Below are 25,527 nucleotides of genomic sequence, written 5' to 3'. Positions count from 1 at the left end.
ATGATAGCAAGCTTTATCTAAACAGTAGGGTTCCTAATAAAGTCACTACCCAAAACATTGTACTTGCCTAAGCGCTCTTCATTCAATTTAAAAATTGTGATATCTCCTGTTCTATCCCACTCCATGGAGAAATTTCGTTTAAAATTATTAGCCAAAAAACGTGCATTATTTGTTCTCCCATCAACCAGAATCGTAGTTCCGGGTAAAAGAGTCGGCTCCATTAGAAGTATGTCTCCACTATTCACGGTGCGCTCATCACATTGAAACGAAAGTCCACCTATGCTTCCTTTAACGGCCTTTGGGTCTGGCCCATCTAAATAAATAAAATCTGGTACTATGTCAGGCAGCTTATCGTAGTAACTACATAGTTGACCCTGATATGTTCCAATAGAAACCTCACTGAACGAAAACTCAACAATTGAGCTTAATTCGTTTGGTAAACGAGCTGAAGTCTTGTTTATCCATTTTTTTGAAGAATCGACCGAAAAACACTTAAACATGTACCGGTTTCTAACCCGTGGTTTTGACTGCAAAGCACCCCAATCATTCTTATTCTTTTTTAATGCATCAGCAATAATGAGTGTAGAAAAGCCTACTCCAAACTCCAGAACAGTAAAGGACATGTTCTTTCTAATCATTTGGTGTAGTCTTACAATATCTTCTAAGTTGGGAGGAATTGGCTCATTGATTCCTCCAGTAACCGCATCAAAAACATCCCGAGTATCACTCTGAGGCTCATTAATGTATTGGTCAAGTTTTTCGCGATAAAAGTACTCCTCTAAACTCTGGTCCTTCATTAATTTGGGTTTAATAGGTGATTTGTTTGTTTATAGTTAAATCCACTTTTGCAAGTATTTCGGCTATTCGCTGTCCGGAATAACCATCTCCATAGAGATGTGAAGCGGAGTAAGGCCCATGTGCTATTTGTTTTAAAATAGCGCTTTTTAGAGACTCAAAATCATGCTCTACATCAATAACGTTAGTTCCTCTTACTCTTCCGTTCTGTCGACTTCCTATATTAACGACCGGAACTCCAAGGTAGGCACATTCTCTAATCCCCACACTAGAGTTGCCAACTAGTACCATAGAATTCTTAAGTAGAGCAAGAAAATCTACTGGCTCCATATTTTTTAGAAAGTAAAACTTATTCTGACTTGACCTTTCCCTAAATGCTCTAATTCCTTTCGAGGTGCCATCCGAACCCGCATCAACATTAGGCCAGAACCAGATAACAGGAATGTTTAGAGATTCCATGACATTTAAGGTAAGCTCAACCTGACTTCTTGATTTTTCATATTCAGTTGTAACAGGATGTTGCATAACAACCGCATAAGGTGACTTATAGTCTACAGGCTTACCCACACCACCATACTTAGCGTCAAAACCATTGACTAATCCTGAAACATTACATTCGGACACCATTCGGGCAATATCAATCGAGGGACATCCTGTATTAAAAATCATCTTTGGATCTTCTCCCATTTTTATTAGTCGGGCCCTCGCATTTTCAGAAGCTACCAAATGGACATCTGACAGTTTTGATACTGCATGACGAACTTTCTCATCAATGTTTCCTGTAACCTCCCCTCCTTGAATATGGATCAACGGAATATTCATATATGATGCTGCAACTGCGGTAGCCATTGTTTCAAAACGGTCAGCTATTGTGACCACCGCATGTGGCGATAATCGCTCAAAAACTGATGCCAGCTCTATTATCCCAACACCAGTTGTACGTGCAGAGGACGTTAAATTCTCTCCTTCTAAAACATTGTATACTCGAGCTGCTATATCAAACCCATCCTTCTCAATGATTCTTGAGGCATTTCCATATCGTTCAAGCAAAGAGGATGCGGCCAAGACGACTTGTAATTCAATTTCAGGGTGCTCCTTCATTGCCAGCATTGCAGTTTTGATTCTACTGTAACTTGGTCTAGCTGTAACGACCACACATATTCTTCTTTTATTCAATGTCATCAATCTTTAGAAAACTATTCCTTGTTAAGCTCTTTTTCAGTCTCTTGCCCAAAACACTTTGATACTCACTGGCGTCAACACCTAAACCACTAGGTTTTTTGGTCTCCAAGTGTTCAATTCTCAAGATACTTCCTTTTGGCAAGTCTTGTCTAAGTGCTAAAGACTTCCCAAATAAGGTCTTGGACCTAGCCAACGGGGTATTGAGGCTTTTGTCAACTGGGTGCTCCAACATATTTTTCACCAACCCTAATGCTCGAACAAGTTCTTTTATTTGGTCAATGGTTAGTGAAGATGTACTATCAGGACCAAACATCCTCTTATCAAAAACAGCATGAAACTCAAAAACACGAGCTCCTAGGGTAGCTGCCGCAATACTGGGATAAATTTCTCCCGAATGATCTGATAGGCCAATGGCATAATTAGGAAATTCTCTTTTGAACTCCGTGATTACATTTATTCCAACTTGGTCGGTGGGTGTAGGGTATTGAGTGGTACATTGAAGTATGGATATGCTAGACTGACTTTGATCAAACCTTGCACAAGCCTCTCTTACTTCGTTTAATGAACTTAGCCCTGAGGACAATATAACTGGCTTATTTAACTGAGCTAACCTGTCTAACAACAAATAGTTGGTCATTTCACCAGAGCCAACCTTATAAACTTCTGTACCAATACTTTCTAAGAGTTCCAGTGCTTCAATAGAAAAAGGTGAAGACATAAAAGTTACTCCCTTTTCTTCACAGTGCTTTTTTATCTCACACCATTGTTGGTGAGAAAACTCCATTCTCTTCCAGTAATCAAATCGAGATTTATCTTCATAACTAAACGGAATACGAAATTCTTCAAAATGGCTACTTTCTGCAGAGGCTATGTGTGTTTGGAACTTAATTGCATTTACTCCGGTTTCTGCCAACGCATCAATGTAAGAGTGTAAAATCCCTAGGCTTCCATCATGCGCTTGCCCTACTTCTGCAATGATGAGATAATCATTATTTATATGCATTCCTATTTGTGTTTTATCAGTTCAGGTGATGAATTCCGCAAGTATCTTTTGAAGGCTATCCTCACCTACTCCATCAGGCTTTATATATCTTTTAACAAAACCATCTTTATCTTTCAAACTACTAAAGTTTATATCCATATGATCAAATGACCAAAAATTTAGAACGGTAATATTGAATTCTTCGCTGATAGACTCTTGCAAACCGGAATAGGTAATTTTAAATAAAATGGTTGGCTTCCAATAAACAGCCGGTATCACCATGGTCGAGTAAAACCCAAAACAGCCCAACGCGCTTTGAATAATCTGATTGAAGTTATCTACATGCCGAATGTAATGGATATTATCATGCTTCGGTAGCCAATCAGACTTATATGATTCTGGGTGAAGTTTGATGTACAAGGATGCTTGTTGGCTCAGGCAATAATCATTGAGTTTTTGGTAGAATCCTATCATGGCTTCTCTGCTAACAGTCTCTTCTCCAAACGAATTCTGGGCCAGGGCCTGATCAATATGAAGGTAAAAGGGCTTGTCCGTCAAAGGCTCTTCTTTTCTCAGATAATTCATTAGCTCATGACTACCTACATAGCTTATTTCATGTTCAGAAACCCTATCTGTTTCTCTATGTATTGTGGCATTAAATGGGCTATAGCAGATGTATTGGTTGGCCTTTTTAATAGAAAGAGGCAAATGTTTTGCTGCCCAATAGGGTCCAACCTTTTGTTGTAACTTAGTATAAATTGCTATTGATAAAAGTTTGAAACGATCGGTGCCTATAAACGATTTCTTTAGAAATCTCAAAGTACTAAATCCCTTTTGAGCCTGGGAGTCTTTGGTTTCCCTGGCGAGGCTATTCTTTCTCCAAAGTTTTTCTCTATTCCTGTAATCTTTATAGTTAGTAAATATACCATGTTGAAGAATGATGGTTCGAATTCCTCTTTTTTGAGCCAGATAATTAGTAGCCATGCTCAAGCCAGACTCTATGGACATAAATATCACTCCATCAGGTTTAACCTCATCTAAGAGCTCCTGAACAGAACTAAACTCTGACCAATACCGACATTCAAAGCAATCGGCAAAATTTGGTTCTTGAGGAAAAGTTGAAGGAATGAATGTAAACCGAAACTGGTCTTCAAGTTTATAAAATGTACTTACCCAGTCTCTCCTAATGGTGGGCCAAATGACTAAGAAATGTTTTTTCTCCTTCACCAACTTATTTGGCATTTAGAAATAGTAATCAAGTTCATTTTTTCGTCACGCTGAGGGAGGGTATTGCTTACAGAGCAAAAGACGATTGCAAGCACTTGACTACCTGCAGACGGGCTTATGGTGACGATAATCGATTAAAGTAGGTCTTCGATATTTATTCCACTTTGCTGAATTATCCACTCTACAAACTCTCGAAAAGCGCCTTCACCGCCTGCCTTATTGGTCACATAATGTACATGTTTTTTTATGTAATCTGGTGAATTGGCTGGAGCAGCCGAAGTACCTACTTTTTTAAGAAGTTGCAGGTCTCCCAGATCATCGCCAATGTAGGCAACATCTGTAAGGTCTATACCCATATCATCTACCAATTCCTGAGCCACCTTCACCTTATCTTGAATTCCCTGAAAGAGCAAATCAATTTTTAGCTTAGAGGCTCTTTTAGCTACTATTTGAGTGTCCTCACCGGTTATAATCCCCACGGGGATGTTCAACTTTCGGGCAAAAAGTACTCCGGCACTGTCAGAGGTGTTGAACTTTTTCCATTCATTACCTGTCTGGTCGTAGTACATGCCTCCGTCTGTCCAGACGCCATCGATATCGGTGAGTATAAGCTTAGGGAGCATAGTTTAGGAAGTTAATTATTTCACGCAAAGAGCGCTAAGGTTGCTACGCAAAGCTCATTGAGAATTATCCGCGTTCTCTGCGTATACTTTTCTTTGCGGCCTCTACGAGAAACATTTATAAATTATTCACCACACGGTGAATTTCGTTTTTGAGGATCTTTGAATTGAAGTTGATCAATAGACCCAGCTTCTTATCGGACAATTTTAAATAAGTCAATAACTGAGCATAGTGAACGGGTGCTAAGGTTTCGACTGATTTGACTTCTACAATCACTTTATTTTCTATCAACAAATCAACCCTATAGCCTACATCCATTCTAACCTCTTTATAATGAAATGGCAAAGGTAGCTGCTGTTTTACCTCCAAGCCCGATTCCCGGAGATCATAGGCAAGTGCATTTTCATAAGCTGATTCTAACAAACCAGGACCTACATTTCTATGCAGGTCTATTGCTGTACCGATTATCTTATATGAAATTTCATTTTCTGTCATGTGCTTATTTCACGCAAAGGCTGCAGAATTTTTCACGCTAAGAGCGCTAAGAATTCTTAAGTACTTTGTGTTCTTTGCATGCATTTTTCTTTGCGATCTCTGCGTGAACTTAAAAAAGCATTTCTTTATAAATCACTTCATCGGCTGGCACATCTTGAGTGAGTACTTTTCCGAGTACCTCGTTCTTCTGAGCCCATTGAAATCCATCTCCAGGACTAAGCAGGTGTACATCATTCTCTGTCACCACTTCTCCTTTTTTCATATTTCTTTTGGTAGCAATGCTTCTCTCCAACTTCACCTTGGCCAGTTCTACGGCTTCACTTCTCTCCTTCTTCATTTCACCAAAAGCCATTTCAAGGTTTCGGATATCTCTAACCATTCTACGCATTCCATCCGGAGCCAACGAGCCGGCCTGATCTGTCCCTTTCATGGTTCGGTCCAAGGTAATGTGCTTTTCTATGGTAGTGGCTCCCATGGCCACCGCGGCTAAAGGTATGGCTATTCCTATGCTATGGTCGGAATAACCGACTTCAAAGCCTGCATAGCGTTCCTTTAAATAATGAATGCTATTGAGGTTGATGTTTTTGTATTCACTCGGATACTGCGACAAACAATGTAAGATGGTTATCTTATTGTGATGCTTAGTAATTACCTCCAATGCATCGTCTATCTCTTCTACTCCACCCATGCCTGTAGAAATAACCATTGGAATTTTGGTTTCGGCCATAGCATTGAGTAAAGGCAGATTGGTAAGGTCACGACTTGCTACTTTCAGCCTGTCAGGGGTAAATAGCTTAAGCATGCTTAAACAGCCAATAGCGCAGAGCGTCTCTACAAAATCCAGCCCCTTTTCTTTAGCATACTGATACAATTCAAAATGCTGCTCATCATTGAGCTCAAGCTTGGCTCTGTGCTCTCCATAGGTCTTTCCAAAGCTATGTGGGCTATTATAGGGTTTTGCCATGGCCGAAGCGGATAGCTCTTCTGCCAAATCTCTCTTGGTCAGTTTTACGGCATCCCAAGGTTTTAATTCCAAGCCAAAGAGTTCATCCTTAACAGGTTGAGCGGCTTTATCGATTAAGAGTTTGGCTAAATCTACAGAGCCATTATGGTTCTGTCCTATTTCACCGATTAAGTAAGTATGAGGCATATTCTAAAATGTTCAATGTTTAACGTTCAATGAGCATATTATTAAACACTCACTTATTGAACTGATCAATTCCTTGACGCATGACCGATTTAATATTGGGGTTAGCGTCAACTAATTCAATTAATTGCTCGAGATTAGCCTCTGAACCAGCTAATTGGAGCAAGCTATGCATATTTTGGAAATCGTCTGGCGTGTCGATAGTAAACCTAAGGTCGCTTCGTGAAACAACAGTCTCAGGAGCTTGATCGAGCTTTATCTTGAATTGTTCAGAATTTCCGTAAATAAAGTTAGTCACATGCTCTGAATAGAATTTTTCCTCAGCATGGGTTTCAAGAATTTCCGAAGCTCTTTCCAATGCACCTAACCTTACTCCCTCTACAAAAAGTCCCCAATGGGTTTTTATAGCCGGAATACCAGAATGGTTACAAAAACTAATATAGTCTACCCCCTGTGCTAAGGAATTCAGAAAATACGGAACCTGATCGGACTGAATAAATGGATTATCAGAACAAACACGGATCAGGTTCTTAGCCTGGTATTGCCTGGCACAATCGATAAAACGCTTTAGTACATTCTGCTCATCTCCCCTAAAAGCCTCTACGTTGTTCCTTTTGGCCCAATCGACAATGGCATCATCCGATGGATTTACAGTGGTAGCCACAACTAAAGGAGTACCTAATCTCCGAAATTTCTCGAGCTGCAAATCCAGCAGATTCTTTCCTTTCCATATTGGCTGTAACACCTTACCGGGAAGCCTGGTAGAGGACGTTCTGGCTTGTATAATTATGAGATTATGAGGCATAAAGGTCTTCAATTACCTGCTGATACAGTGGAACAACCTCTTCTGAAGAGAATCGATTAGCCAAGTGAACACAACTCTTCGATACTCTCTCAAGTAAAATCGAGTCGTTCAACAACTTCTCCACGCAGAAAACCACTTCTGAAAAAGAAGAAACTACAAAACCTTCAGTATGATTAATCCATTCCTTAGCGCCATAGGAGTCGTATACTATGCTTGGTATTCCAAGAGCTGCGCACTCAATAGTCACCTTTCCAAAACCCTCTGACCTGGAAGGAAAGAAATGGAGATCTACGTCTTGTAGAACATCATGAAAATCGTCATGATTTACCATGCCTATGTATTCTACATTATTGGTTTTTAGCTTTTCCTCATACTGTTTAAAATCTCCTTTTCCAATTACTTTAAAGAGCAAATGGGGGAACTTATTTGCTAAATCGATAAACTCATTCAAGCCTTTGCGATGAAAGTCATTGCCTATAAAAACAAGCTTCTTAAGTTCACTCCTAACTCTGTAGTTAGATGAAAAGAAGCGAATATCTGTGGGAACAGGTAATATAGGCTTATCGTAGGTCAATTTATGATGCTTAAAATTATACTCTCCTACAAAATTTGTGATTGGATGATTCTGATCACAATATCTATAGTAATCAAGAACATTCTTTAGCTTCTTTCTTGGTACTGAAAGAGCCGTCTTCAAACCCACTTCATCAATTATATTCTCGATAGTCTTAAAACTCTTACGCTTAAAAAGTCTGACCAAAAACAATTGCCACCTGAGAAAATCGGCCCTAGGCAAATACACTACGTCAGACTTGTATATACCCCAAACATACCCCAGAAGACCTGTTAACTTAACCGGATAGGAACACTGAAAAACCCTTAACCCATTTGAAGATATCGTCTCGAGATTTCCATGCTTTATGGACAGAGTGTATACCTCGAATCTATTTTTATCCAAATGAACAGCTAGTTCTCTACAGTTTAAGTTTTGGGCATTGGTCTGATTAATAAAGCCCCCTAAAAAAACCTTTATTTTAGTCACTTAAGTAAACGTCTTATAGAGCCTGCCGCATAGAACCTGATCATCCATGACAGAGTATACCAAATCATGGCCAGATTTCGCTGATAAACTGCCACTTTCAATGTAGTTATTGCATAAGGCCGGAAAACTCTTTGCAAGGCTAACACATATGTATACTCGCTGTTCTTATTAATCCGTTCAATAGCCTTTAGTTTCGTTCTACGATAATATAAATTACCGGCTTCGTCAGACTTAGACTTAATGCTTGCAGTATGCATACGATAGTGGCAATGAACCTTATCCAAAATTTTGAATTTCGGCATTCCGGACATTAAACGTGTATAGAACTCAAACTCTTGATGTCTCTCCAAACTCGGGTCAAATGCCAATTTCTGTTCTTTTAAAAAAACAGACCGAAACATCGGGCCTGGGGTAAAGAAAATGGATTTTTCCTCTAAAAATTCCTCAAATGTTTGCGGATAAAACAACCGCTGGTCAGGATAACTCAGTTGGCCATCACTCAACAAAAAAGCGGTCTTAGATACTACAAACTGTAGTTCCTTATCCGCATCCAGTTCCTGAACCTTGTCTGACAGTGCCTCTCTCAAAAGTATATCATCAGAATCGAAGAACTGAACGAACTCTCCTTTTGCTAAATGAAGGCCATAATTACGACAACTTGGAGCACCTTTGGCATAAGTGTTAGGCCTGCATAACAAGCAAAAACGTTCGTCTTTGAGCGCAAAATCCTTAACCAACTCCTTGGTGCGGTCAGAAGAACCATCATCGACAACTAAACACTCAAAATCTGAGAACGTTTGATCAGCAATAGACTTAAGCGTTTCCAGAATTAATCTTTCTCGATTAAACGCGGGAATTATAACACTTATTCTAGGGGGTGTACGTATCAATTTTTACTACCAAGCAGCCTTTTGAGTTTAACAATAAGTCTTTTGAGTTTGATAAACAGATTGGTGGACAAGACTTTGTGCAGAGAGTACGTTCTTATGGGCTGATCCAAGCCAAACTCCTTCCAGTTTGTTTTCCTAACAAGTGTTAATTGGTTTCTTGCAGCATTCAGTTTATTCCTTTCATGCACATGCTCTATCCAGTATGGTTTATCGGTTACAGCAACCACCTGCTCTGCCGTACTCCAGTCCCGATGATTTCTATCCATAACACTTCTTGCACCCGAAGAAGACTCTATGAGCGATATAAATGGATTGAAGTAATGGATATAGTTCCTCACTTCGAAGATTTTAGATTTATTGATTAGCTGATAACCTCTCTGCATATCAATTACCAATTGGCCCGAAGGTTTGGCCTCCTCTTTAACTCGTTTTATAAAGTCTCTGTGAATAAGGTCATCATTATCGATTCTTGAGGTAATGAGGTAGTCGGTATTAGTTCGTTCCATCAGCTCTCTTCTTAAAGAAGGAAGAAAAGATCGAATTCCATCCACATATATGGGACAGAACTTGGGATATTTTAACACCAAATTCTCATTCAAAGCCTTAAACTGCTCCGGAGTGGTTGTGTCAAAGAATACCAACCAAGTGAAGTTCTGATCAGACTGGTTAAGTACTGACGGCCAACAATAGTCCATAAAAAGTCTGAATCTATGCTCAAGCCAATCTGTCTGATTCACCTGATATCCATCTCTGGTAGTGGTCCAATCATCTACCCTAATGTTGAAGCGAGTAATTAAAAAGTGGTTCAAGACGGTTAATACAGATTAAATTTCCTTAGAAGACCAATATAAGCTTCACCCATTTTTTCAATCGAAAAATTGTTGCATACATGTAAACGGTTAGCAGTAGACAATTCCTTTCTTATGTGTTGGTTATTAACCAGTATATCTAGTTTACTGATGAATGCCACTTCATCATCTCTTTCAAACAAGTACTCTCTGTTTTGGTCGGAAATTATTTCTTCGATACCGGGTATCTTACTGGCCACAATGGGTAGCCCCATGGCCATATATTCCAATATGACATTAGGACACCCCTCAGACTTAGTAGCCAATAGACCGATATCTGATTTCTTTAATAGATCAACTACATCATTGGTTGTTTCTATAAATTCAACATTTGCTTTGAGTCCTAATTGCTCTGATAACAACCGGGCCTTCTCAAAGTTGGTTACACACATATCCCCACCTCCAAGTCCAACTAATTTTAGTCTTACTTGCGACTGAAGTTTCTGAGGCATTCTGGACCAAGCCTGTAACACAAACTCATGCTCCTTCTCAGGAAAATAGTTAGCCACCATTGTAATTACCAAAGGCCCGGTTTCCGACCTGGAGCATGCCGAAAACTTCCTAAGGTCAATCCCATTGGGTATTACGCTTATTTGATCCAAAGGCACTCCTTTCATTAAATGAATCGCGCGTTTTCCATGAAAAGAGTTCGCTACATAAATTGGGTTCGCCTTTCTCTTTAATCGGTTAATTAGGCTGTTTGACTGCTTTCTGGGATTCACATGCCCCCCTCTTTCAAAGCTAAACGTACCTCTTATAAGAGTAAAGGACACTAATGGATTAATGAATGTGTCGAGGTTTTTAGTGTATGGTAACAGTACAACCCTTCCTTGTCGTATTAAGAAACTCCAAAGTAGAAACCAGGTTAAAGACTTACCGAAAATACCCTTGGACTCATAAGACCAAATACGCTTGCCTAGCTTTGGCCTAAACTTATGTTGAATTCCAACCTCGTCCAGTAAGGCCGTATACTGCGAATCCCTGGTAAGAAATCCGTAAATAACAACTTCAAAACCATACGCCAACCTCAGGTACCTTGCTAAATAATAAACCTGAGTTTGAATCCCTCCAAATGTGAGATTGGGTACAAAAAAAATTATAGGAGACAATTCAAATTGAATAAATACAAAATATAAAAGACAGTTGAGGTTTTAAACTTCATGAAAAGGCCAGTGCTGGACTCCATTTAGTTTTCATAATAGGAGCTAAATCAACTCATATATATTTAGATTATATAATTTCAGTAATCAACCATTTTTCCATTCAGACAGATCGTAATCTGTATTAAAAAACAAGAACTCTATATGGTCCCCCTTATTTCCTCCTTGAAACCTTGTCAGTTGTCTAAGGATATAACTAGAGTTATTGACCGTTGCTTTAAGGTCAATAATCAGGAATTCAAAATCTTTTTTTTCTTTTCCTCGATTTGAGAAGTAATAAATTCCATGCATCTGTCAACCACATATTCTTGGTACCACTCCGAAGCTTCTAATCCAATATTTTTAAGTGATTCTGAATTGTTAATAGCCCATTCTAATCTATTATAAATCTGATCCTCAGTAGTTGCATTAAGCAGCGGATAAAGCTTATCGAACTCATTTGAATAATTAGAATCTTCTCTATAACCCAAAAGAGGTTTCGCCATTGCCATTGCCTCATATGCTACTCCACTACCCAAAGAACTCAAGTTAAACTCACCTGCCACTAAGTCAGCCAGACTCATACAGACCATTAACTCCTTTCTAGATGATTTAGGAAGCCAAATCACATTACTACTTATTCCTAACTTCTCGATCAAAGCCTTGGAATGATAGACATCAGGACCATATTCTAAGAATATTGCTTTGAATCTTTTAGAACTATACTTGTTTACCAGCCTACTAAAAGCTCTGATTAATCGATCATTAGCCTTTAGGGAGTAGTGGTCAATTGATTCATTGCCCTTTGAAACCCAGTATTGTCTTACATGGGACATTATTACAAAGTCGGAATTCTTTAAAAGCCCCTTTAACAACCTTAGCCAATGACTTGAGTTATAATATTGCTCTATAGTATTTGGGTTGAATAAACGATTATAAACAATTGGAGCACTTACTTTTTCCCATTTGTTATTCACAGATAATTTAGAAATCGGAGTCTCCAGTTCTTTGTTTCCACAAATAATTGCACCACTACTCTTAATTGATTCAATTTGGAGTCTTGTAAATTCAACCTTGTTAGTAAGGGCATCTTTACCCAGAATTTTTCTCTTAAACAATTGGAACAAATATGCTTTTACACCTTTAGGGGGAGTCCAAAATGGAAGTAGATAAAGATCTGAACCATATGGAATGAAAATATCTACGTTTATCTCTCCTTTCTTTAAAAAGGCCATTCCAATCCCTTCAGCAATGACAAAACTAAACCCATCTAATTGTTGCTTTATTAACTCTTTTGAAACTTCAGATATTTTTTCTTGTCTCCAATCCAAGTAAGTGGAAAAAGACTGATACTCTATGTCAAACGTATCATTCTGAGGATGGAAATGATCGATCTCATTGAGAAAAAACAAATGTGCATTATAACCTCGATCTCGTAAAAACCGGACAAGACTAAAATTATTATTATTCATGTTACCGATACAAGCAATCTTAAACTCACTCATTTGATAAGTACTTCTTTAATTCCGTTCGATCTGGAAAATTGACTAAAACCCCCATTCCCTTCTTTTGATATACCACCATACTTCCTAAAGCCACAGCTGAAGCTTTTGCATCCTTTACGGCAGCCGATATATCTTTAATAGACCCTGCACCGCCATGAGCTATTACAGGTATATTTACTGCGTTGGCTATTCTACTAACCAAACCAATATCGAAGCCCTCCCAGGTTCCTTCTTGATTTATTGAAGTCAGCAGAATCTCACCTGCACCTTTTTCTTCTACTGATTTAGCCCATTCCAAAGCAGAGTATCTTTCTGTTCTGGTTCCAGAACAAGAATAAACCCTCTCTCGACCAAACAGACCCTTTTTTACGTCAATCGAAACAATCAGGCTTTGAGAACCAAAGTATTCAGAGATTTTAGTGATCAGTTGAGGATTTCGAAAGCTAGCTGAGTTCAAAACAACCTTTTCAAATCCCATAGCCAGAATTCTTTTTGCCGTTTCAAAGTCTTGAATTCCTCCTCCATACGAGAGTGGCATAAAGCATTCATTGGCCACTTGCTTTAGTACTTTAAAATCAGGGGTGGTTTTGTTCCTTGTATTTCTTATTCCTAACAAACAAAGTTCATCAACTTCTAATTCATTAAAAATTCTGGCTGTATTGGCAAAATCACCGATATAGGAAGGTCTCTTAAATTGTATTGTTTTTACCAGGTTTTGATCGAGAAGCTGAAGGCAAGGGATAATTCGGGTTCTTAACATATCAGATTTTGGCAAAGTTCTCAAGTAACTTCATCCCAAATCTATGGCTTTTTTCAGGGTGAAATTGTGCTCCATAAATATGCCCCCTTTGAATTGCTGCATCGAACTTTTGTGTTCCGTGAACGCAGGTAAGAATGCTATCTTCAGGATTATTGGTGAGTACTTTATAACTATGAACAAAGTAAAAACGTGCATTCTCATCAAACTCAGAGACGTTTTCTATATCTTGAGTCAGAGGTGAAGGATTGGACTTAGTTACTTCATTCCACCCCATATGAGGTATCTTTAGTCTTAGTTCCTTATTGAATTTGACTGTATTTGCATCGATAAAACCTAAGCCCGGAAGTACGCCTTCTTCGCTAGAATTGGTCAAGAGTTGCATCCCTAAACATATACCTAAGATTGGAGTACCTTCTTTTAAAACCTTACGATTCAGGACTTCTCTCAAACCAGTTTGGTCAATTCTTTTTATAGCCATATCAAAAGCTCCAACCCCGGGTAGAATAAGTTTATCTGAATCATCTATATCCTCCAGTTTTTCACTAATCCTTGCAGGTACACCTATTCTCTTGAGCATATTGAGCACTGAGCCTAAATTGCCCATTCCATAATCGACAATTGTTATCATGCCATTTCAGACTTATTACAATACTTCAGATAAAAACTCATAGGGACTAAATTTTTATTCGCAAGTATTTTAAAAAGAGGTTTCCAGCGCTCAAACTTATGTTTGTAGGTTTTAAAGTCTTTATAAGTTTTTGGTGGCCTATTCATGATTTCGATAAAATCCTGATCAGAAAGCCCCATTCTTTCTTTAAAATAGTCCAATAAAGAATCTTCTAAAATTGGCTTCGAGGCGTATTCCTTCAAAGCTTCTTCTCTAGACATTTTGCCGCTCCTTACAGAAGCTGACAGGCTATTATTGCGCTGATCGAGTTGAAACTTATTTGGTGTATAATAACTGTGATGAAAGGCTGTCATTCGATTCTCTAAATGGTGTCCTCCATAATAAACCCAGTCAAACTCATTTTCTAAGAATGCTCTGGCATCCTCCTTTGAATATTGTAGATACCATAATGGCCTGATCTTTCTGATTCTTTTAAAAACGGTCCAATAGAGGAATTTCCAAAAAGTCATATTAGGAAATGTCTTCATTTTTAACTTTCCAAACTTCTTGTGAACGCTTTTGATATAGCCACCGTCAACATAAGCTTTACTTAGTGGAGAAACACCCTCGGCAATAAAAGAATGACCTTCAAAAACATACTTTATATTATACTTCGCTGCTGCTCGGTACATAACTTCAGCAAGCGCTATGTCCGTTGGCCCATCAATTTCAGGCACACTTGCTTTAAAAAAAGACAAGAAAATATCATCACTCTCCTTATTGTCACAAACATGCGTGTATAAATCTACTTCTAATTTTGAAGTTACTTTTCTAATGTTTTCTGTGGCAATAGCAGTATTCCAAGTATTATCATAATGCACTGCCAAAGGTCTTAATCCATATTTCTTTGCTAGGTAAAGCATATATGATGAGTCTGTACCTCCACTAACACCTACAGCAACGTCATACTTTTTCCCCTTACCAGACTTCTTTATCTCCTCTACTATCGTGTCGAACTTCGACTTTCCAGAATCTGTTCCGGTTCCATATTGCAAACTTAAATCCTCAACCAACTTACAGTAATTACAAATTCCGTATTCATCAAATGAAATATTCGATATTGTTTCATCGTAAATGCATCTCTTGCAAACTTGCAATCCTTCCTTTTTTAAATCTCTTCCGAGATATTTATTCACCATTCCAATTAAATTAAATCATGTTCGTCAATAGGTTTTTTCTCTCTAGTAATCCTAATCAGGAGTTTTTCTCCAGCGATTTTGAAGAATGCTGGATAATCGTCATAATCACAGGCTCTGATTTCATTATATAATTCCAATAAACTTTTTTTAGGATCAACTTCAGAGTCATTTGGAGTTCTGATTTTATTATATACCGTTGCCTCAGCTTCATTTTGTGGAATTCTTACTTCCTTTCCTTTTTCAATTTGATGAATAACCTCTAAAATCATCTCTGGCTCAACTTCTCTAGCTTTGCGAAAAACACTCTTAGTTGTATCAAACGGTGTTACAGGGAAAGCCTTTTGCAAAAGAATATCCCCTTTATCCATTTCTGGAACAAGTTCGTGAATCGTCACCCCACTTTCTTCTTCACCATTGATAATTATATAAGGCCCACTTCTATATCCTCGATATTTTGGCAACAACGTTGGGTGTACATTAATTGCAATCCTTTTTGCTGTTTTAATACATTTTTCATCAATAACATAACTAAAACCGCAACTTAACAATATATCAAAATCCAGTTTCTCTAGAGTCTGGAACACTTGATCTTTATCGATACAATAAACTGGAATTCCATGTTCGTGAGCAGTAATAATTATATTGAAAAATCTCCTATTACTCTTGGTTGGTTTAGGTGTAACTACAGCAACAATATTTACATTATTTTCTAACAAATGTTTTAAAGCTAATTCTCTAGCACCACCCGACATAAAAACTACTTTCATTTCGAACACAGTTTATCAAATGGTAGAACATAAAACCCCGCGTATTCTTCCAAGAGCATTTTCCGATCCGCTTTATAGATATCCATATTTCTAATATTGATGTAATAATCATAACGGTAGTCTTCAGTACCCCACCTAGATTTGAACTGATAAACCCCATCCTGAGAAGGCCAAGTGCCCCCCCAATTCCACATTTCAAAACCCTCTTTTGAGGCATCAAGCATGGCTGTGCATATAATTAAAGAAAGTGCTTGTAAATGTCTGAACTCTTTAACCACGACTGGTGTGTAGTATTCAACACATTGATTGTAATAAAGCACTAGAAGTGCTGCAATGGGGGCACCTTCATATCGTGCAATATAGATTCGATAATCTTTATCAGATTCAAAGACTTCCTGAATAGTTTGAAAAAACTTCGGTGGCTTAGCCAAACCTCCAATAGATACCATGTTTTCTTTATGAGTCTCCTCTAAAAACTGAAAGGCATCATTTTCTACACCAACAAAAACACCGCTCTTAATAGATTTGCGGATTGTATTTCTGGTCTTGAAGTGAAAAAGAGTCATTAATTCTTCAAGATCATTAAACATGCCCTCAATTTTTGTGAATTGCCCAATCCTATAATCATTCTCATCAGCTTTAAGCTGAAGATAGTTATACTCTCTATCCAACGGGTTTTCTACTATTGTAGATGCAGCAATATTATTTTCTACTAAAAAGTGTGAGTATTTCTCAATTAGTTCATTTGCAACCTCTACACTTTTAGCAAGAACTCCTCCGTTACTACCATAAAACGGCAAAGAGTTAACCACCTTACCTAGAGGTCCATTTGCCACCATTAATGGTAAAACACCTACAACCTTCCTTTTATCAAGTGCCACAATATAGTGAGCCCTACACCCTAGCAAGGACTCTAAAAACCTTTTGAACTTCACAGAATGGTAGATCAATGAGTTAGGGTCATTACTCACAAATTCTTCGTATTCATCATGTAGTTCAGAAGTGAGAAATTTGATTTCCATTCTCTAAAATTTTCAATGTTTCTTTGACAACCATGTTCAAACCGTCATCGGACAAGCTTGGGTAGATAGGTAATGAAATAGTTTTCATGAGTTGCTTTCTGGAATTAGGAAGATATGGCTCCTCAACAGTTTGGCATAGAAGTGAATCTACTCCTTTTCTGTAAGCCACTTTTCTATTACCCATGAATGGGGTATCATCTTCAACTAGAATTGGAAATCTAAAATAGCAGCCGCATAACTCTCGATAAGACATAGGCAGGTAGTTTGAGAAATTATCCAGATAAACCGTGGCAATTTCTAATCTTCTAGCAATGAATGTTGAAACATTTCTTAGTTGAGAAAGGCCCAAAGCACAATTTAGATCACTTAATTGATCTCCTAAATAGAACTGATCCAATTGCTCAAGAAAATAAATATCATTACTAGCAATAGCCCCACCTTCACCCGTTGAGAGGTATTTAGTTGAATTAAAGGAGTAAAATGCACAATCGCTAAACTCGCAAACCGTATTATCATCAAAATCTCTTGGCACCACTCTATGACAGCTATCTTCAACAATTTTAATATGACCACCAAGCTTCTTCTTCAAGCACTCAATTTCTTCAAAAGGAAAACCAAAAGTATGATTTACCAATACCACTTTTGTTCTTGGACTCACCACCTTTAAAATTTCTTCAATTGAGCTGTTCCAAGAAAAAGGAGCGTTATCATAAATTTTTGGAATGGCACCTAGCACTTTAATTGGGCCAAGAAGTGTATTACAGATATAATCAGGAATAGCAATTTCATCTCCAGCTTTTATACCATAAGCAAGAAGTATTTTATAAAAAGCCATTGTACCACTAACAGTAAGCCTAACACCTCTCACTCCAATGAATTTAGCAAACTCAACAGAAAAGGATTTATTCAATTCACCTGCAGTTAGATTGCCTGATTCAAGACATTTGAACACTGAAATTTTATCTTCATTGCTTATAGTTGTTCGTGAGTGCGTAACCATTACTTTTCTAAACTTCTTAATCCAAAAAGTTTCTACACCACCATTCAAAGTTCATAAGAGACCATATAAGTAACCGATGATTAATATGCTGGTCTGTATGTTCCTTTACTATCCGTTCAATAAAAGCTGGGCTTATAAATTCCGTAGAAACAGTTTCCTTTTGATTCAAAAGAAGTTCCTTGACATAGCCAGCATTTTCTCCTCTGTACCAACTCTCATCAGGTGCCGAAAAACCTTGTTTTTTACGATCAATAATCTTAGAAGGAATATAGTCCTTCATAGCCTCTCTAAGTATTTTTTTTCCGTCATCAAAACTTCTATACCTCGCTTTCATTGAGGTATTCTCATCAATCCTATTAATCTCTTTTGAAAGATTACCCAGTTTGTATTTGACTGGAATTTTTTGTGCAAAGTCTACCAGATCGTTATCCATAAAAGGAAAACGTTCTTCCAGCCCACTAGCCATAGCTAACTTGTCTCCCACCAAAAACAGCCCGGGAAGAAAGGTCTTAGCCTCAAAGTATAATGAATTCTGAATATGAGCTTCCGGACTGTCGTACCGAAGGGTCTTGTTAAAGGTAAACACTCGTTCAAAAACCTCTCTTGGCTCTTCCAGGTTAACTCGTGAAAGTACATCAGGCTGAAACAAGTTGGTCTTATCCTCATCGGGTACCAATCTCTGCCAAAAAGCATAGTACTGATCAAAAAAATTCTGCTGACTTATCGAGTCAAAAATCCTATAATATCTCCATGGATATCCACCGAAGAGTTCATCGCCACCGGTACCTTGCAAACAAACCTTAACGAATTTGGAAGCCAATCGTGCTATGTAGTAATTGGGGTAAGACATGCCCACCCTTAAGTCTTCCAAATGGTAAACCAATTTGGGTAATGACCAACGCAAATCACCGGCATTCATCACTTGTTCAAAGTGCTCGGTTTTAAAATAGTTAGCCATTAACTCTGCGTCTCTCCGTTCATCGTAGTTGGCTTCTACTCCGGTAACTTCGCTCATATCAAAGCCGCAAGTAAAAGTAGAAATTCGGGGGACATACTTTGAGGCAATGGCCGTAATAGTGCCTGAGTCCATTCCTCCCGAAAGGTAACTACCTACCGGTACATCGGCTATCATCTGTCTGGCTACAGCCTGTTCCATCAACCTTTCGGTCTCCTGCTTGGCTTCTTCAAATGTCATGGATTTATCAGGCTTAGTAAAATCATAATCCCACCAAGATTTATGTTTAACTACCTGCGAATCTTTATCGATTATCACCGTATTGGCCGGTGGCAGCATGGTGACTCCCTTAAACAGAGTTCTATAGGTAAATAGGTTTTGAAAGGTAAAATACTCGTTCAAAGCCCCAAGATCTATTCCCATCTGGTAGTCAGGATGTTTTAAAATGGCCTTAATCTCCGAAGCAAAAACAAGACTCTTTCCATTAAACCAATAGTACAATGGTTTAATGCCGAATCTATCTCTGGATAGATATAGTTTCTTCTCTTTTTTATCCCAACAGGCAACAGCAAACATCCCATTTAACCTCTCCAAATAGCCAACACCGAAAGCACTAATCCCTTCCACAATTACTTCTGTATCGGTATTGGAATGGAAGGTGTGTCCTTTAGCCCTGAGCTCTTGTCTCAGTTCCAGGAAATTATAGATGCAACCATTGAATACAATTACGTACCTGTCGTCTTTGGATGACATGGGTTGGGCTCCTTTGTCGGAAGTATCCAGTATGGCCAATCTCTGGTGAACCAGACCCATATTATCGGCCAGATAGGTACCATTGCTATCGGGGCCACGGTGAGCTATTGCCTCGCCCATTTGCCTAAGCAACTGTACTGTAACTGGCTTTTGATTAAGATTAAATACTCCAGCTAAGCCGCACATTAGAAAATTTGCTTGAGACTCTGAACCACGTATTCAAAATCTTCTTTTGTCATTCTATTATGCAAGGGAATGGCCATTGAATGGTCATTGGCTATTCTTGCCCCAGGAAAGTCTTCTGGCCTGATATTGTATTTTTGACTATAGAAATTCAACATATGGACTGCGTGTGTGCCCGGGCGTGTAGAGATTCCCATCTCCTGAAGCTTCTCCATAATCTTATTCCTGGAAAAAGGAGCTTTACTTTCATCGACTAAGGTGACGAAACTCTGCCAACCGTGTTTATAGTCAGCAGGGAATTGCGGAAGGCTTAACCATTCAATGTCGGAGAGTTCATTTCTGTAGTACTGTGCCCAATTCTCTCTCTCATTGATGAACCTATCCAACTTTGCCAACTGAACAACTCCAACCGCTCCTTGCAAATCTGTCATTCGATAATTATAACCACAGACATCGAAATCTGGCAAGATATAAGGCCTTGGACCATGATGTCTCTGTTCTTCTGAAATAGAAGCACCATGATTTCTAAGAATACCCAATTTCTCTGCCAGGGCATCATCATTGGTTGTAATCATGCCACCTTCGCCAGTAGTTACTGACTTTCTGGGGTGAAAAGAAAAACAGCCCATGGCTCCCAAACCACCGGCTGGAATGCCTTTATAAGCTGCTCCGGCTGCGCAGGCGCCATCTTCTATAATGGGAATATCTCCTGCCACTTTTTTAATCGCATCTATATCGGCACAGAGTCCAAAAAGATGTACGGCCATAATAGCCTTGGTTCTGGAGGTGATTTTATCTGCTAACTGAGTCGGATCTATGTTAAAGGTTTTCGGATCAATATCACAGAAAACAACCTCTGCTCCCTGATGTAACACTACGTTGGCCGTTGAAACCCAGGTAAATGCCGGAACTATCACTTCATCCCCAGGGCCAATATCAAGGGCGACTAAAGCTAGGTGCAAAGCCGTGGTAGCACTGGTTACTGCCAGCGCATGCTTTACCTGATGTCTTTGAGCAAAGGCAGTCTCAAACTCTCTTACTTTGGGACCCGATGTGAGCCAACCAGACATAAGGGGCTCTTTAGTGGCTTGCCATTCTTCTTCCCCTGTTACGGGAAGGGAGATCGGTATATTTCTTTTTTCCATTATTTCCTTTTATCTACTCCCGTAGCAATACGCCAATCAATTAACTTTTGCAACCCTTCTCTCAACTCATATTTATACCTAAAACCTAGTTCTTTCTCGGCTTTTTTGCGAGAACCAATTCTGTTTTGAACAAGGGCTCTTGCATCATCGGCAGAATAGGGCTTATAGATTACTTTCAAATCTGATTTCTTTAAATCCAGAATTGTGTCACATAGCTCTTTGATAGAGGTTTGTACTTCAGTCCCCACATTATACATCCCAAACTTTGTATCACTCTTTAGAGCATCCACATTACACCTGGCCACATCTTCTACATAAATAAAATCATATGCCTGGCTACCGTCTCCATTGATAACAGGAGATTCGTTGGCTTCAATCTTATTCAGCATGATTGGCACTACCCCAGTATAAGCAGCTGTCTGGTCTTGATGAGGCCCATAGACATTCATATACCTTAGCCCAATAACTTCCAGTCCATATCTATCGTTGAAGGCCGTAGCCATAGCCTCTCCGGCAATCTTAGAAGCTCCATAGAAATTCTTGTTGTTGAAAGGGTGCGATTCGGTCATGGGCAATTCAACCGCATCACCATAAACCGAGGCAGAAGATGACCAAATCAGCTTCTTTACATTATTCTTAACACAGGCCTCAAGCACATTGAATGTCCCCTCAATATTTACATGAAAGGCAGTTCGTGGGAAGTCTTTGCAATGCAACAACCACATGGCAGCCAGACTAATTACATAGTCTTTGCCTTTCATGGCCTCATTAAGAATATCGATTTCACGGATGTCTCCTCCAATAGGAAATATAGAGCAGCGCGGATCTTTTAACTGATCGGCAAGGTATTCTTTTTTACCTCTGGCAAAGTTGTCATACACAACAACCTCTGCCACCTGTTCTTTGAGTAATTCAGCTACTACGAAGCTCCCAATAAAGCCAGCCCCACCGATTACCAATACTTTTGAACCCTTAAGATTATTCACTTGATGTAAATTGATTTAATGTTTGCCAAATTTTCCTGCCAAAGGATGATAGTCTCCTGTTAAAGAAACCGTTTTCTTATCCCTAATCTGATGTACGATTTCAATGGCTTGTCTATTCTCAGCCAATGAAAAACCATTTCCGGCAAGTATCTGTTTATACGATTCTGTGTGAAGCTCTGTGAAGCCTCCTGAAAATTCAAACTCTTCACCTTCTATAGTCAAAGAGCGGTATGTAGTTAAATTTTGCGATTTGGCACTTTCTGGCAAATGTTCTGAATTAATGGACAAAAACCACCTTACCCTGGCTTTCTCAAACTCCAAATAGCCTGAGGCATGATCTGCTTCGTGGATATGCACAATATTCTCCTGAACCCTGCCAAAAAGCCACCCCAACATGTCATAAAAATGTACCCCAATATTGGTAGCAATTCCTCCCGATCTAGACACATCGCCTTTCCACGAGATGAAGTACCAATGCCCACGAGATGTAATATAGGTCAAATCTATATCATACTTATGACCTTTAGGCTGGGTCTCTATTCTCTCTTTCAGTGAAATTACCGAAGGGTGTAACCTCAACTGTAAAATTGTATTAACTTTTCGCTGTGTTTCGGTCTCGATTTTTTCAAGAGCATCAATATTCCATGGATTAAGCACCAGGGGTTTTTCACAAATGGCATCTGCATTGCTTCTAAGAGCAAATCTTATGTGAGCATCATGTAAGTAGTTAGGAGAACAAATACTTACATAGTCTATTTTTTCATTGTTATGCCTTTTTTTCTCTAAATGACGGTCAAACCTTTCAAATTCCGTGAAGAAATCGGCCCGAGGAAAATAGGAATCAATGATACCTACACTATCAAACTTATCCAGAGCAGCCACTAATTCGTTACCTGTATCTCTAATAGCCTTAAAATGTCTGGGAGCTATATAGCCAGCCGCTCCTATTAATGCAAACTTCTTCATGATACCCTTCTAACTCTTCCCTGATTTAATTGATATCTCTGTTGTGATTCAGGGCAATCAGCCAACCCATCATCATTGAATATCAATCTATGACCATATTCACTCACCCAGCCGATCTGCCTGGCCGGATTACCTACAAACAATGCATAAGACGCGACCGGTTTTGTAACCACAGCCCCTGCCCCGATTAGGGCAAATTCTCCAATCTCATTCCCACAAACTATTGTAGCGTTGGCCCCAATAGAAGCTCCTTTTCTCACCAAGGTTTGGGTGTATTGATCGCGTCTGACAATTGCACTCCTGGGGTTGATTATATTAGTAAAGACCATTGAGGGACCCAAAAACACATCGTCCTCACAGATCACCCCCGAGTAGATACTGACATTGTTTTGTACTTTTACATTTCTTCCCAATACCACCCCTGGCGAGACCACCACATTTTGCCCCAAATTACAAGACTCTCCAATCACACAGTTCTTCATTATATGAGAAAAATGCCAAATCTTAGTCCCAGAGCCAATAGTACAGCCTTCATCTATTATTGCTGTTTCGTGGGCAAAAAACTCCATCTCCTTGGTCTTCATTGTCAATCAATTGGTAACAAGTTCTTGTAATTGAACCATTCTTCTAAATCTTGTAGAACGCTCCAGTAGCACATCATAAGCTCCAAAATCAACCACGCGACCTGACTCCATCAAAACCACTACATCAGCATTCTTAATTGTTGAAAGACGATGCGCTACCATGACGATAGTGTATTTACCTTTAAGTTTATCGATATTACTCTTTATAGCCTCCTCTGTCTCTGAATCCAAGGCAGAAGTTGCTTCATCCATGATTAAAAGGTCAATATCCTTATAAAGCTCTCTGGCTATCGATATTCTTTGTTTTTGTCCACCACTTAGGTTTATCCCATTGTTTCCCAATAATGCCTCCTCGGCCCGATCTAATCCCTTTATAAAATCATCAATAGAGGCCTGTTCTGCACTTTCCCAAAAACGAGAAACGCTTAGTTGGTCTTTCTTAGCCCAAAAAGTAACATTATTAAATATCGTGTCATTAAAAATGATAGACTCTTGAGTAATATAACCTATTCTTCTTTGATACGAACTCAAATTGAGGCTTTCAAGTGGCTTTCCATTTACCATAACCATTCCCTGGTCGGGGTGGAGAAGCCCAGTTATTACATTAACCAATGTGGTTTTTCCAGAACCTGACTCACCTACTATAGCCACTGTTTCTTTATGAGGAATTCTTAGGTTAACACCTCGCAAAAGAGGATTATTGCCATAGCTAAAGCTGATATCCTTTAATAGAATATCGCCTTTAATCCTATCGAATTCTGTATCAACATAGTTTGACTTATTATCCGATAAATACTCTTGAAACTCTTTAACATTCTCTAAGGCTCCAACCGAATTTAAGAATCCATTCCATTGCGTTTGTAGATTCATTACATAATTCAGAGCTCTATAAAAGAAGAGAAGAGCCAGTAGAATTGGTGTCAAGCTTTGTCCCATGAACTTAACCTGAATTAGGATAACCCCTAGCACTACAATAATGACCACGGGCTCTCTTACTGATAACAAGACAGCATTATAAAAACCTACCTTCTTGTTATTCCTTACAAAATCTTCCACAGAATCTTTAAGTTTCAAGGAATAGATACTCATTTGGCCGGTTGCCACCAAGTATTTAAAGAAAGAAACAGCCTGAATTAACAACCCCTGATATTCATGACCTACAGAGGTTATTTTTCTAGAAAGTTCAATTGTTCTTTTATAAATGAACCGAAAAATTAAGTTGGATAGAAGCCCTCCCAAGGATATTAAAAGAGCAAACTGAGCATTAACTAAGAAAGCAAGAAACATATAAACAGTCAACATGGTAGCAGACTGTAACGCACTTTGAAAAAAGCCAAATGCAGAAGACACTCGAGCCATTTCTCCACTCAAAGTATTTTGAATTCTACCCGCGTCCATGCTCACAAATGCCCGATAATTTAGAGAGGAAAGCAGGTCAATATTTTCTAGCCGAAGTTTTCGAATAAAGTACTGAAAAACAACAACCTTATAAGCTGCTTCCAAAAACTTAAAAAAGCCCTTAGTTAAAAAGAAAAAGCATATAACCAATAATATGGTTACTAAATCAAAGGATAGGCCTGCCCGCTCCATCCAGTTTACCAGAAACTCTAAATCCCCTAACTCATTCGTACTACTGGAGGGGTTGCCATTATCGGCCAGGCTTATTAAAGGTAGAAACATTGTCAGCCCTAAACCATCGAGAAAGCCAACCAGAACACTAGCGATAAGCATCAAAAACAGCCGAAATCCGACTATTTTGAAAAATATTTTTAGATGAAGTTTTCTCACTCCGCAGGTTTAACAATCGATTTGTATCACAAGAAAAATGTAACCTAAGACTTTTTAATCAACCTAAATAGATTCTTTTTTCCTTTTACATTATCCTCATCCGAATAGTAGCCTCCACCATAATTACCGTAGCC

General features: G+C 38.8%; 25 protein-coding genes. All 25 read right to left on the bottom strand.

The window, feature by feature from the left end; genetic code table 11:
* Positions 1-17 precede the first annotated feature (17 nt).
* The 25 genes from B3O12_RS06155 to B3O12_RS06035 all read right to left on the bottom strand — a co-directional run bounded on the left by B3O12_RS06155 (position 18) and on the right by B3O12_RS06035 (position 25,393).
* On the bottom strand, positions 18-797 hold the full coding sequence (locus B3O12_RS06155; RefSeq protein ID WP_286755681.1) for a hypothetical protein: 780 nt from the start codon (positions 795-797) through the stop codon (positions 18-20).
* Between the two features lie 10 nt (positions 798-807).
* Complete coding sequence (gene neuC, locus B3O12_RS06150) at positions 808-1,977, bottom strand: UDP-N-acetylglucosamine 2-epimerase (RefSeq protein ID WP_286755680.1); 1,170 nt, start codon at positions 1,975-1,977, stop codon at positions 808-810.
* The gene (locus B3O12_RS06145; RefSeq protein ID WP_286755679.1) at positions 1,964-2,980 is read right to left on the bottom strand and encodes an N-acetylneuraminate synthase family protein; all 1,017 of its coding nucleotides are present in this window, start codon (positions 2,978-2,980) and stop codon (positions 1,964-1,966) included. Before B3O12_RS06145 ends, neuC begins: the two co-directional genes overlap by 14 nt.
* Before the next feature lie 21 nt (positions 2,981-3,001).
* Positions 3,002-4,201, bottom strand: a complete 1,200-nt coding sequence (locus B3O12_RS06140) for a polysialyltransferase family glycosyltransferase (protein ID WP_286755678.1) — start codon at positions 4,199-4,201, stop codon at positions 3,002-3,004.
* 119 nt (positions 4,202-4,320) lie between these two features.
* Entirely contained in the window at positions 4,321-4,809 is a 489-nt protein-coding gene (locus B3O12_RS06135) for a KdsC family phosphatase (protein WP_189630650.1), read from the bottom strand.
* Positions 4,810-4,924: 115 nt separating this feature from the next.
* Positions 4,925-5,302, bottom strand: coding sequence for a GxxExxY protein (locus B3O12_RS06130; protein WP_286755677.1), 378 nt, complete (start codon positions 5,300-5,302; stop codon positions 4,925-4,927).
* Between the two features lie 109 nt (positions 5,303-5,411).
* Positions 5,412-6,452 (bottom strand): N-acetylneuraminate synthase family protein, encoded by a 1,041-nt coding sequence (locus B3O12_RS06125; RefSeq protein ID WP_286755676.1) that lies wholly within the window; start codon positions 6,450-6,452, stop codon positions 5,412-5,414.
* A 49-nt stretch (positions 6,453-6,501) separates the two neighbouring features.
* A complete protein-coding gene (locus B3O12_RS06120; RefSeq protein WP_286755674.1) occupies positions 6,502-7,254 on the bottom strand; it encodes a cytidylyltransferase domain-containing protein in 753 nt (250 codons plus the stop codon).
* The gene (locus B3O12_RS06115; RefSeq protein ID WP_286755673.1) at positions 7,244-8,296 is read right to left on the bottom strand and encodes a glycosyltransferase family 4 protein; all 1,053 of its coding nucleotides are present in this window, start codon (positions 8,294-8,296) and stop codon (positions 7,244-7,246) included. Before B3O12_RS06115 ends, B3O12_RS06120 begins: the two co-directional genes overlap by 11 nt.
* Positions 8,293-9,186 carry a glycosyltransferase family 2 protein gene (locus B3O12_RS06110; RefSeq protein WP_286755672.1) on the bottom strand — a complete coding sequence of 298 codons (894 nt, stop codon included), beginning with the start codon at positions 9,184-9,186 and terminating at the stop codon, positions 8,293-8,295. The genes B3O12_RS06115 and B3O12_RS06110 overlap by 4 nt, the downstream gene beginning before the upstream one ends.
* Positions 9,183-9,995: a glycosyltransferase gene (locus tag B3O12_RS06105; protein WP_286755671.1), complete on the bottom strand. Its 813-nt coding sequence runs from the start codon at positions 9,993-9,995 to the stop codon at positions 9,183-9,185. Before B3O12_RS06105 ends, B3O12_RS06110 begins: the two co-directional genes overlap by 4 nt.
* A gap of 5 nt (positions 9,996-10,000) precedes the next feature.
* The gene (locus B3O12_RS06100; RefSeq protein WP_286755670.1) at positions 10,001-11,143 is read right to left on the bottom strand and encodes a glycosyltransferase family 4 protein; all 1,143 of its coding nucleotides are present in this window, start codon (positions 11,141-11,143) and stop codon (positions 10,001-10,003) included.
* Positions 11,144-11,424: 281 nt separating this feature from the next.
* Positions 11,425-12,678, bottom strand: coding sequence for a glycosyltransferase (locus B3O12_RS06095; protein WP_286755669.1), 1,254 nt, complete (start codon positions 12,676-12,678; stop codon positions 11,425-11,427).
* Positions 12,671-13,453, bottom strand: a complete 783-nt coding sequence (locus B3O12_RS06090; RefSeq protein ID WP_286755668.1) for an AglZ/HisF2 family acetamidino modification protein — start codon at positions 13,451-13,453, stop codon at positions 12,671-12,673. Before B3O12_RS06090 ends, B3O12_RS06095 begins: the two co-directional genes overlap by 8 nt.
* On the bottom strand, positions 13,440-14,066 hold the full coding sequence (gene hisH / locus B3O12_RS06085; RefSeq protein WP_286755666.1) for an imidazole glycerol phosphate synthase subunit HisH: 627 nt from the start codon (positions 14,064-14,066) through the stop codon (positions 13,440-13,442). Before hisH ends, B3O12_RS06090 begins: the two co-directional genes overlap by 14 nt.
* Positions 14,063-15,244 (bottom strand): N-acetyl sugar amidotransferase, encoded by a 1,182-nt coding sequence (locus tag B3O12_RS06080; protein WP_286755665.1) that lies wholly within the window; start codon positions 15,242-15,244, stop codon positions 14,063-14,065. Before B3O12_RS06080 ends, hisH begins: the two co-directional genes overlap by 4 nt.
* Positions 15,245-15,249: 5 nt before the next feature.
* Positions 15,250-16,011, bottom strand: a complete 762-nt coding sequence (locus tag B3O12_RS06075; protein WP_286755664.1) for a methionyl-tRNA formyltransferase — start codon at positions 16,009-16,011, stop codon at positions 15,250-15,252.
* Complete coding sequence (locus B3O12_RS06070; RefSeq protein WP_286755663.1) at positions 16,008-17,033, bottom strand: peptidoglycan bridge formation glycyltransferase FemA/FemB family protein; 1,026 nt, start codon at positions 17,031-17,033, stop codon at positions 16,008-16,010. Before B3O12_RS06070 ends, B3O12_RS06075 begins: the two co-directional genes overlap by 4 nt.
* Positions 17,008-18,081 carry a DegT/DnrJ/EryC1/StrS family aminotransferase gene (locus B3O12_RS06065; RefSeq protein ID WP_286755662.1) on the bottom strand — a complete coding sequence of 358 codons (1,074 nt, stop codon included), beginning with the start codon at positions 18,079-18,081 and terminating at the stop codon, positions 17,008-17,010. The genes B3O12_RS06070 and B3O12_RS06065 overlap by 26 nt, the downstream gene beginning before the upstream one ends.
* Positions 18,050-19,927: an asparagine synthase (glutamine-hydrolyzing) gene (gene asnB / locus B3O12_RS06060; protein WP_286755661.1), complete on the bottom strand. Its 1,878-nt coding sequence runs from the start codon at positions 19,925-19,927 to the stop codon at positions 18,050-18,052. Before asnB ends, B3O12_RS06065 begins: the two co-directional genes overlap by 32 nt.
* Complete coding sequence (locus tag B3O12_RS06055) at positions 19,927-21,069, bottom strand: DegT/DnrJ/EryC1/StrS family aminotransferase (RefSeq protein ID WP_286755660.1); 1,143 nt, start codon at positions 21,067-21,069, stop codon at positions 19,927-19,929. Before B3O12_RS06055 ends, asnB begins: the two co-directional genes overlap by 1 nt.
* Positions 21,069-22,055 carry an NAD-dependent epimerase/dehydratase family protein gene (locus B3O12_RS06050; protein ID WP_286755659.1) on the bottom strand — a complete coding sequence of 329 codons (987 nt, stop codon included), beginning with the start codon at positions 22,053-22,055 and terminating at the stop codon, positions 21,069-21,071. Before B3O12_RS06050 ends, B3O12_RS06055 begins: the two co-directional genes overlap by 1 nt.
* A 15-nt stretch (positions 22,056-22,070) precedes the next feature.
* Positions 22,071-23,021, bottom strand: coding sequence for a Gfo/Idh/MocA family protein (locus B3O12_RS06045; protein ID WP_286755658.1), 951 nt, complete (start codon positions 23,019-23,021; stop codon positions 22,071-22,073).
* Positions 23,018-23,605 (bottom strand): acyltransferase, encoded by a 588-nt coding sequence (locus B3O12_RS06040; RefSeq protein ID WP_286755657.1) that lies wholly within the window; start codon positions 23,603-23,605, stop codon positions 23,018-23,020. The genes B3O12_RS06045 and B3O12_RS06040 overlap by 4 nt, the downstream gene beginning before the upstream one ends.
* A gap of 6 nt (positions 23,606-23,611) precedes the next feature.
* Positions 23,612-25,393 carry an ABC transporter ATP-binding protein gene (locus B3O12_RS06035; protein WP_286755656.1) on the bottom strand — a complete coding sequence of 594 codons (1,782 nt, stop codon included), beginning with the start codon at positions 25,391-25,393 and terminating at the stop codon, positions 23,612-23,614.
* Positions 25,394-25,527: the final 134 nt, after the last annotated feature.

This window comes from Roseivirga sp. UBA838, from assembly GCF_002296035.1.
GTDB classification, from domain to species: Bacteria; Bacteroidota; Bacteroidia; order Cytophagales; family Cyclobacteriaceae; genus Roseivirga; species Roseivirga thermotolerans.
Note: the sequence above shows the minus strand (reverse complement) of the source record. Positions and strands in the feature narration are given on the sequence as shown.

What these genes read in the sequence shown, in the direction of transcription:
- B3O12_RS06155 (WP_286755681.1), bottom strand. Translation starts at nt 797, where the DNA reads ATGAAGGACCAGAGTTTAGAGGAGTACTTTTATCGCGAAAAACTTGAC.
- neuC (WP_286755680.1), bottom strand. Translation starts at nt 1,977, where the DNA reads ATGACATTGAATAAAAGAAGAATATGTGTGGTCGTTACAGCTAGACCA.
- B3O12_RS06145 (WP_286755679.1), bottom strand. Translation starts at nt 2,980, where the DNA reads ATGCATATAAATAATGATTATCTCATCATTGCAGAAGTAGGGCAAGCG.
- B3O12_RS06140 (WP_286755678.1), bottom strand. Translation starts at nt 4,201, where the DNA reads ATGCCAAATAAGTTGGTGAAGGAGAAAAAACATTTCTTAGTCATTTGG.
- B3O12_RS06135 (WP_189630650.1), bottom strand. Translation starts at nt 4,809, where the DNA reads ATGCTCCCTAAGCTTATACTCACCGATATCGATGGCGTCTGGACAGAC.
- B3O12_RS06130 (WP_286755677.1), bottom strand. Translation starts at nt 5,302, where the DNA reads ATGACAGAAAATGAAATTTCATATAAGATAATCGGTACAGCAATAGAC.
- B3O12_RS06125 (WP_286755676.1), bottom strand. Translation starts at nt 6,452, where the DNA reads ATGCCTCATACTTACTTAATCGGTGAAATAGGACAGAACCATAATGGC.
- B3O12_RS06120 (WP_286755674.1), bottom strand. Translation starts at nt 7,254, where the DNA reads ATGCCTCATAATCTCATAATTATACAAGCCAGAACGTCCTCTACCAGG.
- B3O12_RS06095 (WP_286755669.1), bottom strand. Translation starts at nt 12,678, where the DNA reads ATGAGTGAGTTTAAGATTGCTTGTATCGGTAACATGAATAATAATAAT.
- hisH (WP_286755666.1), bottom strand. Translation starts at nt 14,066, where the DNA reads ATGATAACAATTGTCGATTATGGAATGGGCAATTTAGGCTCAGTGCTC.
- B3O12_RS06080 (WP_286755665.1), bottom strand. Translation starts at nt 15,244, where the DNA reads ATGGTGAATAAATATCTCGGAAGAGATTTAAAAAAGGAAGGATTGCAA.
- B3O12_RS06075 (WP_286755664.1), bottom strand. Translation starts at nt 16,011, where the DNA reads ATGAAAGTAGTTTTTATGTCGGGTGGTGCTAGAGAATTAGCTTTAAAA.
- B3O12_RS06070 (WP_286755663.1), bottom strand. Translation starts at nt 17,033, where the DNA reads ATGGAAATCAAATTTCTCACTTCTGAACTACATGATGAATACGAAGAA.
- asnB (WP_286755661.1), bottom strand. Translation starts at nt 19,927, where the DNA reads ATGTGCGGCTTAGCTGGAGTATTTAATCTTAATCAAAAGCCAGTTACA.
- B3O12_RS06055 (WP_286755660.1), bottom strand. Translation starts at nt 21,069, where the DNA reads ATGGAAAAAAGAAATATACCGATCTCCCTTCCCGTAACAGGGGAAGAA.
- B3O12_RS06045 (WP_286755658.1), bottom strand. Translation starts at nt 23,021, where the DNA reads ATGAAGAAGTTTGCATTAATAGGAGCGGCTGGCTATATAGCTCCCAGA.
- B3O12_RS06040 (WP_286755657.1), bottom strand. Translation starts at nt 23,605, where the DNA reads ATGAAGACCAAGGAGATGGAGTTTTTTGCCCACGAAACAGCAATAATA.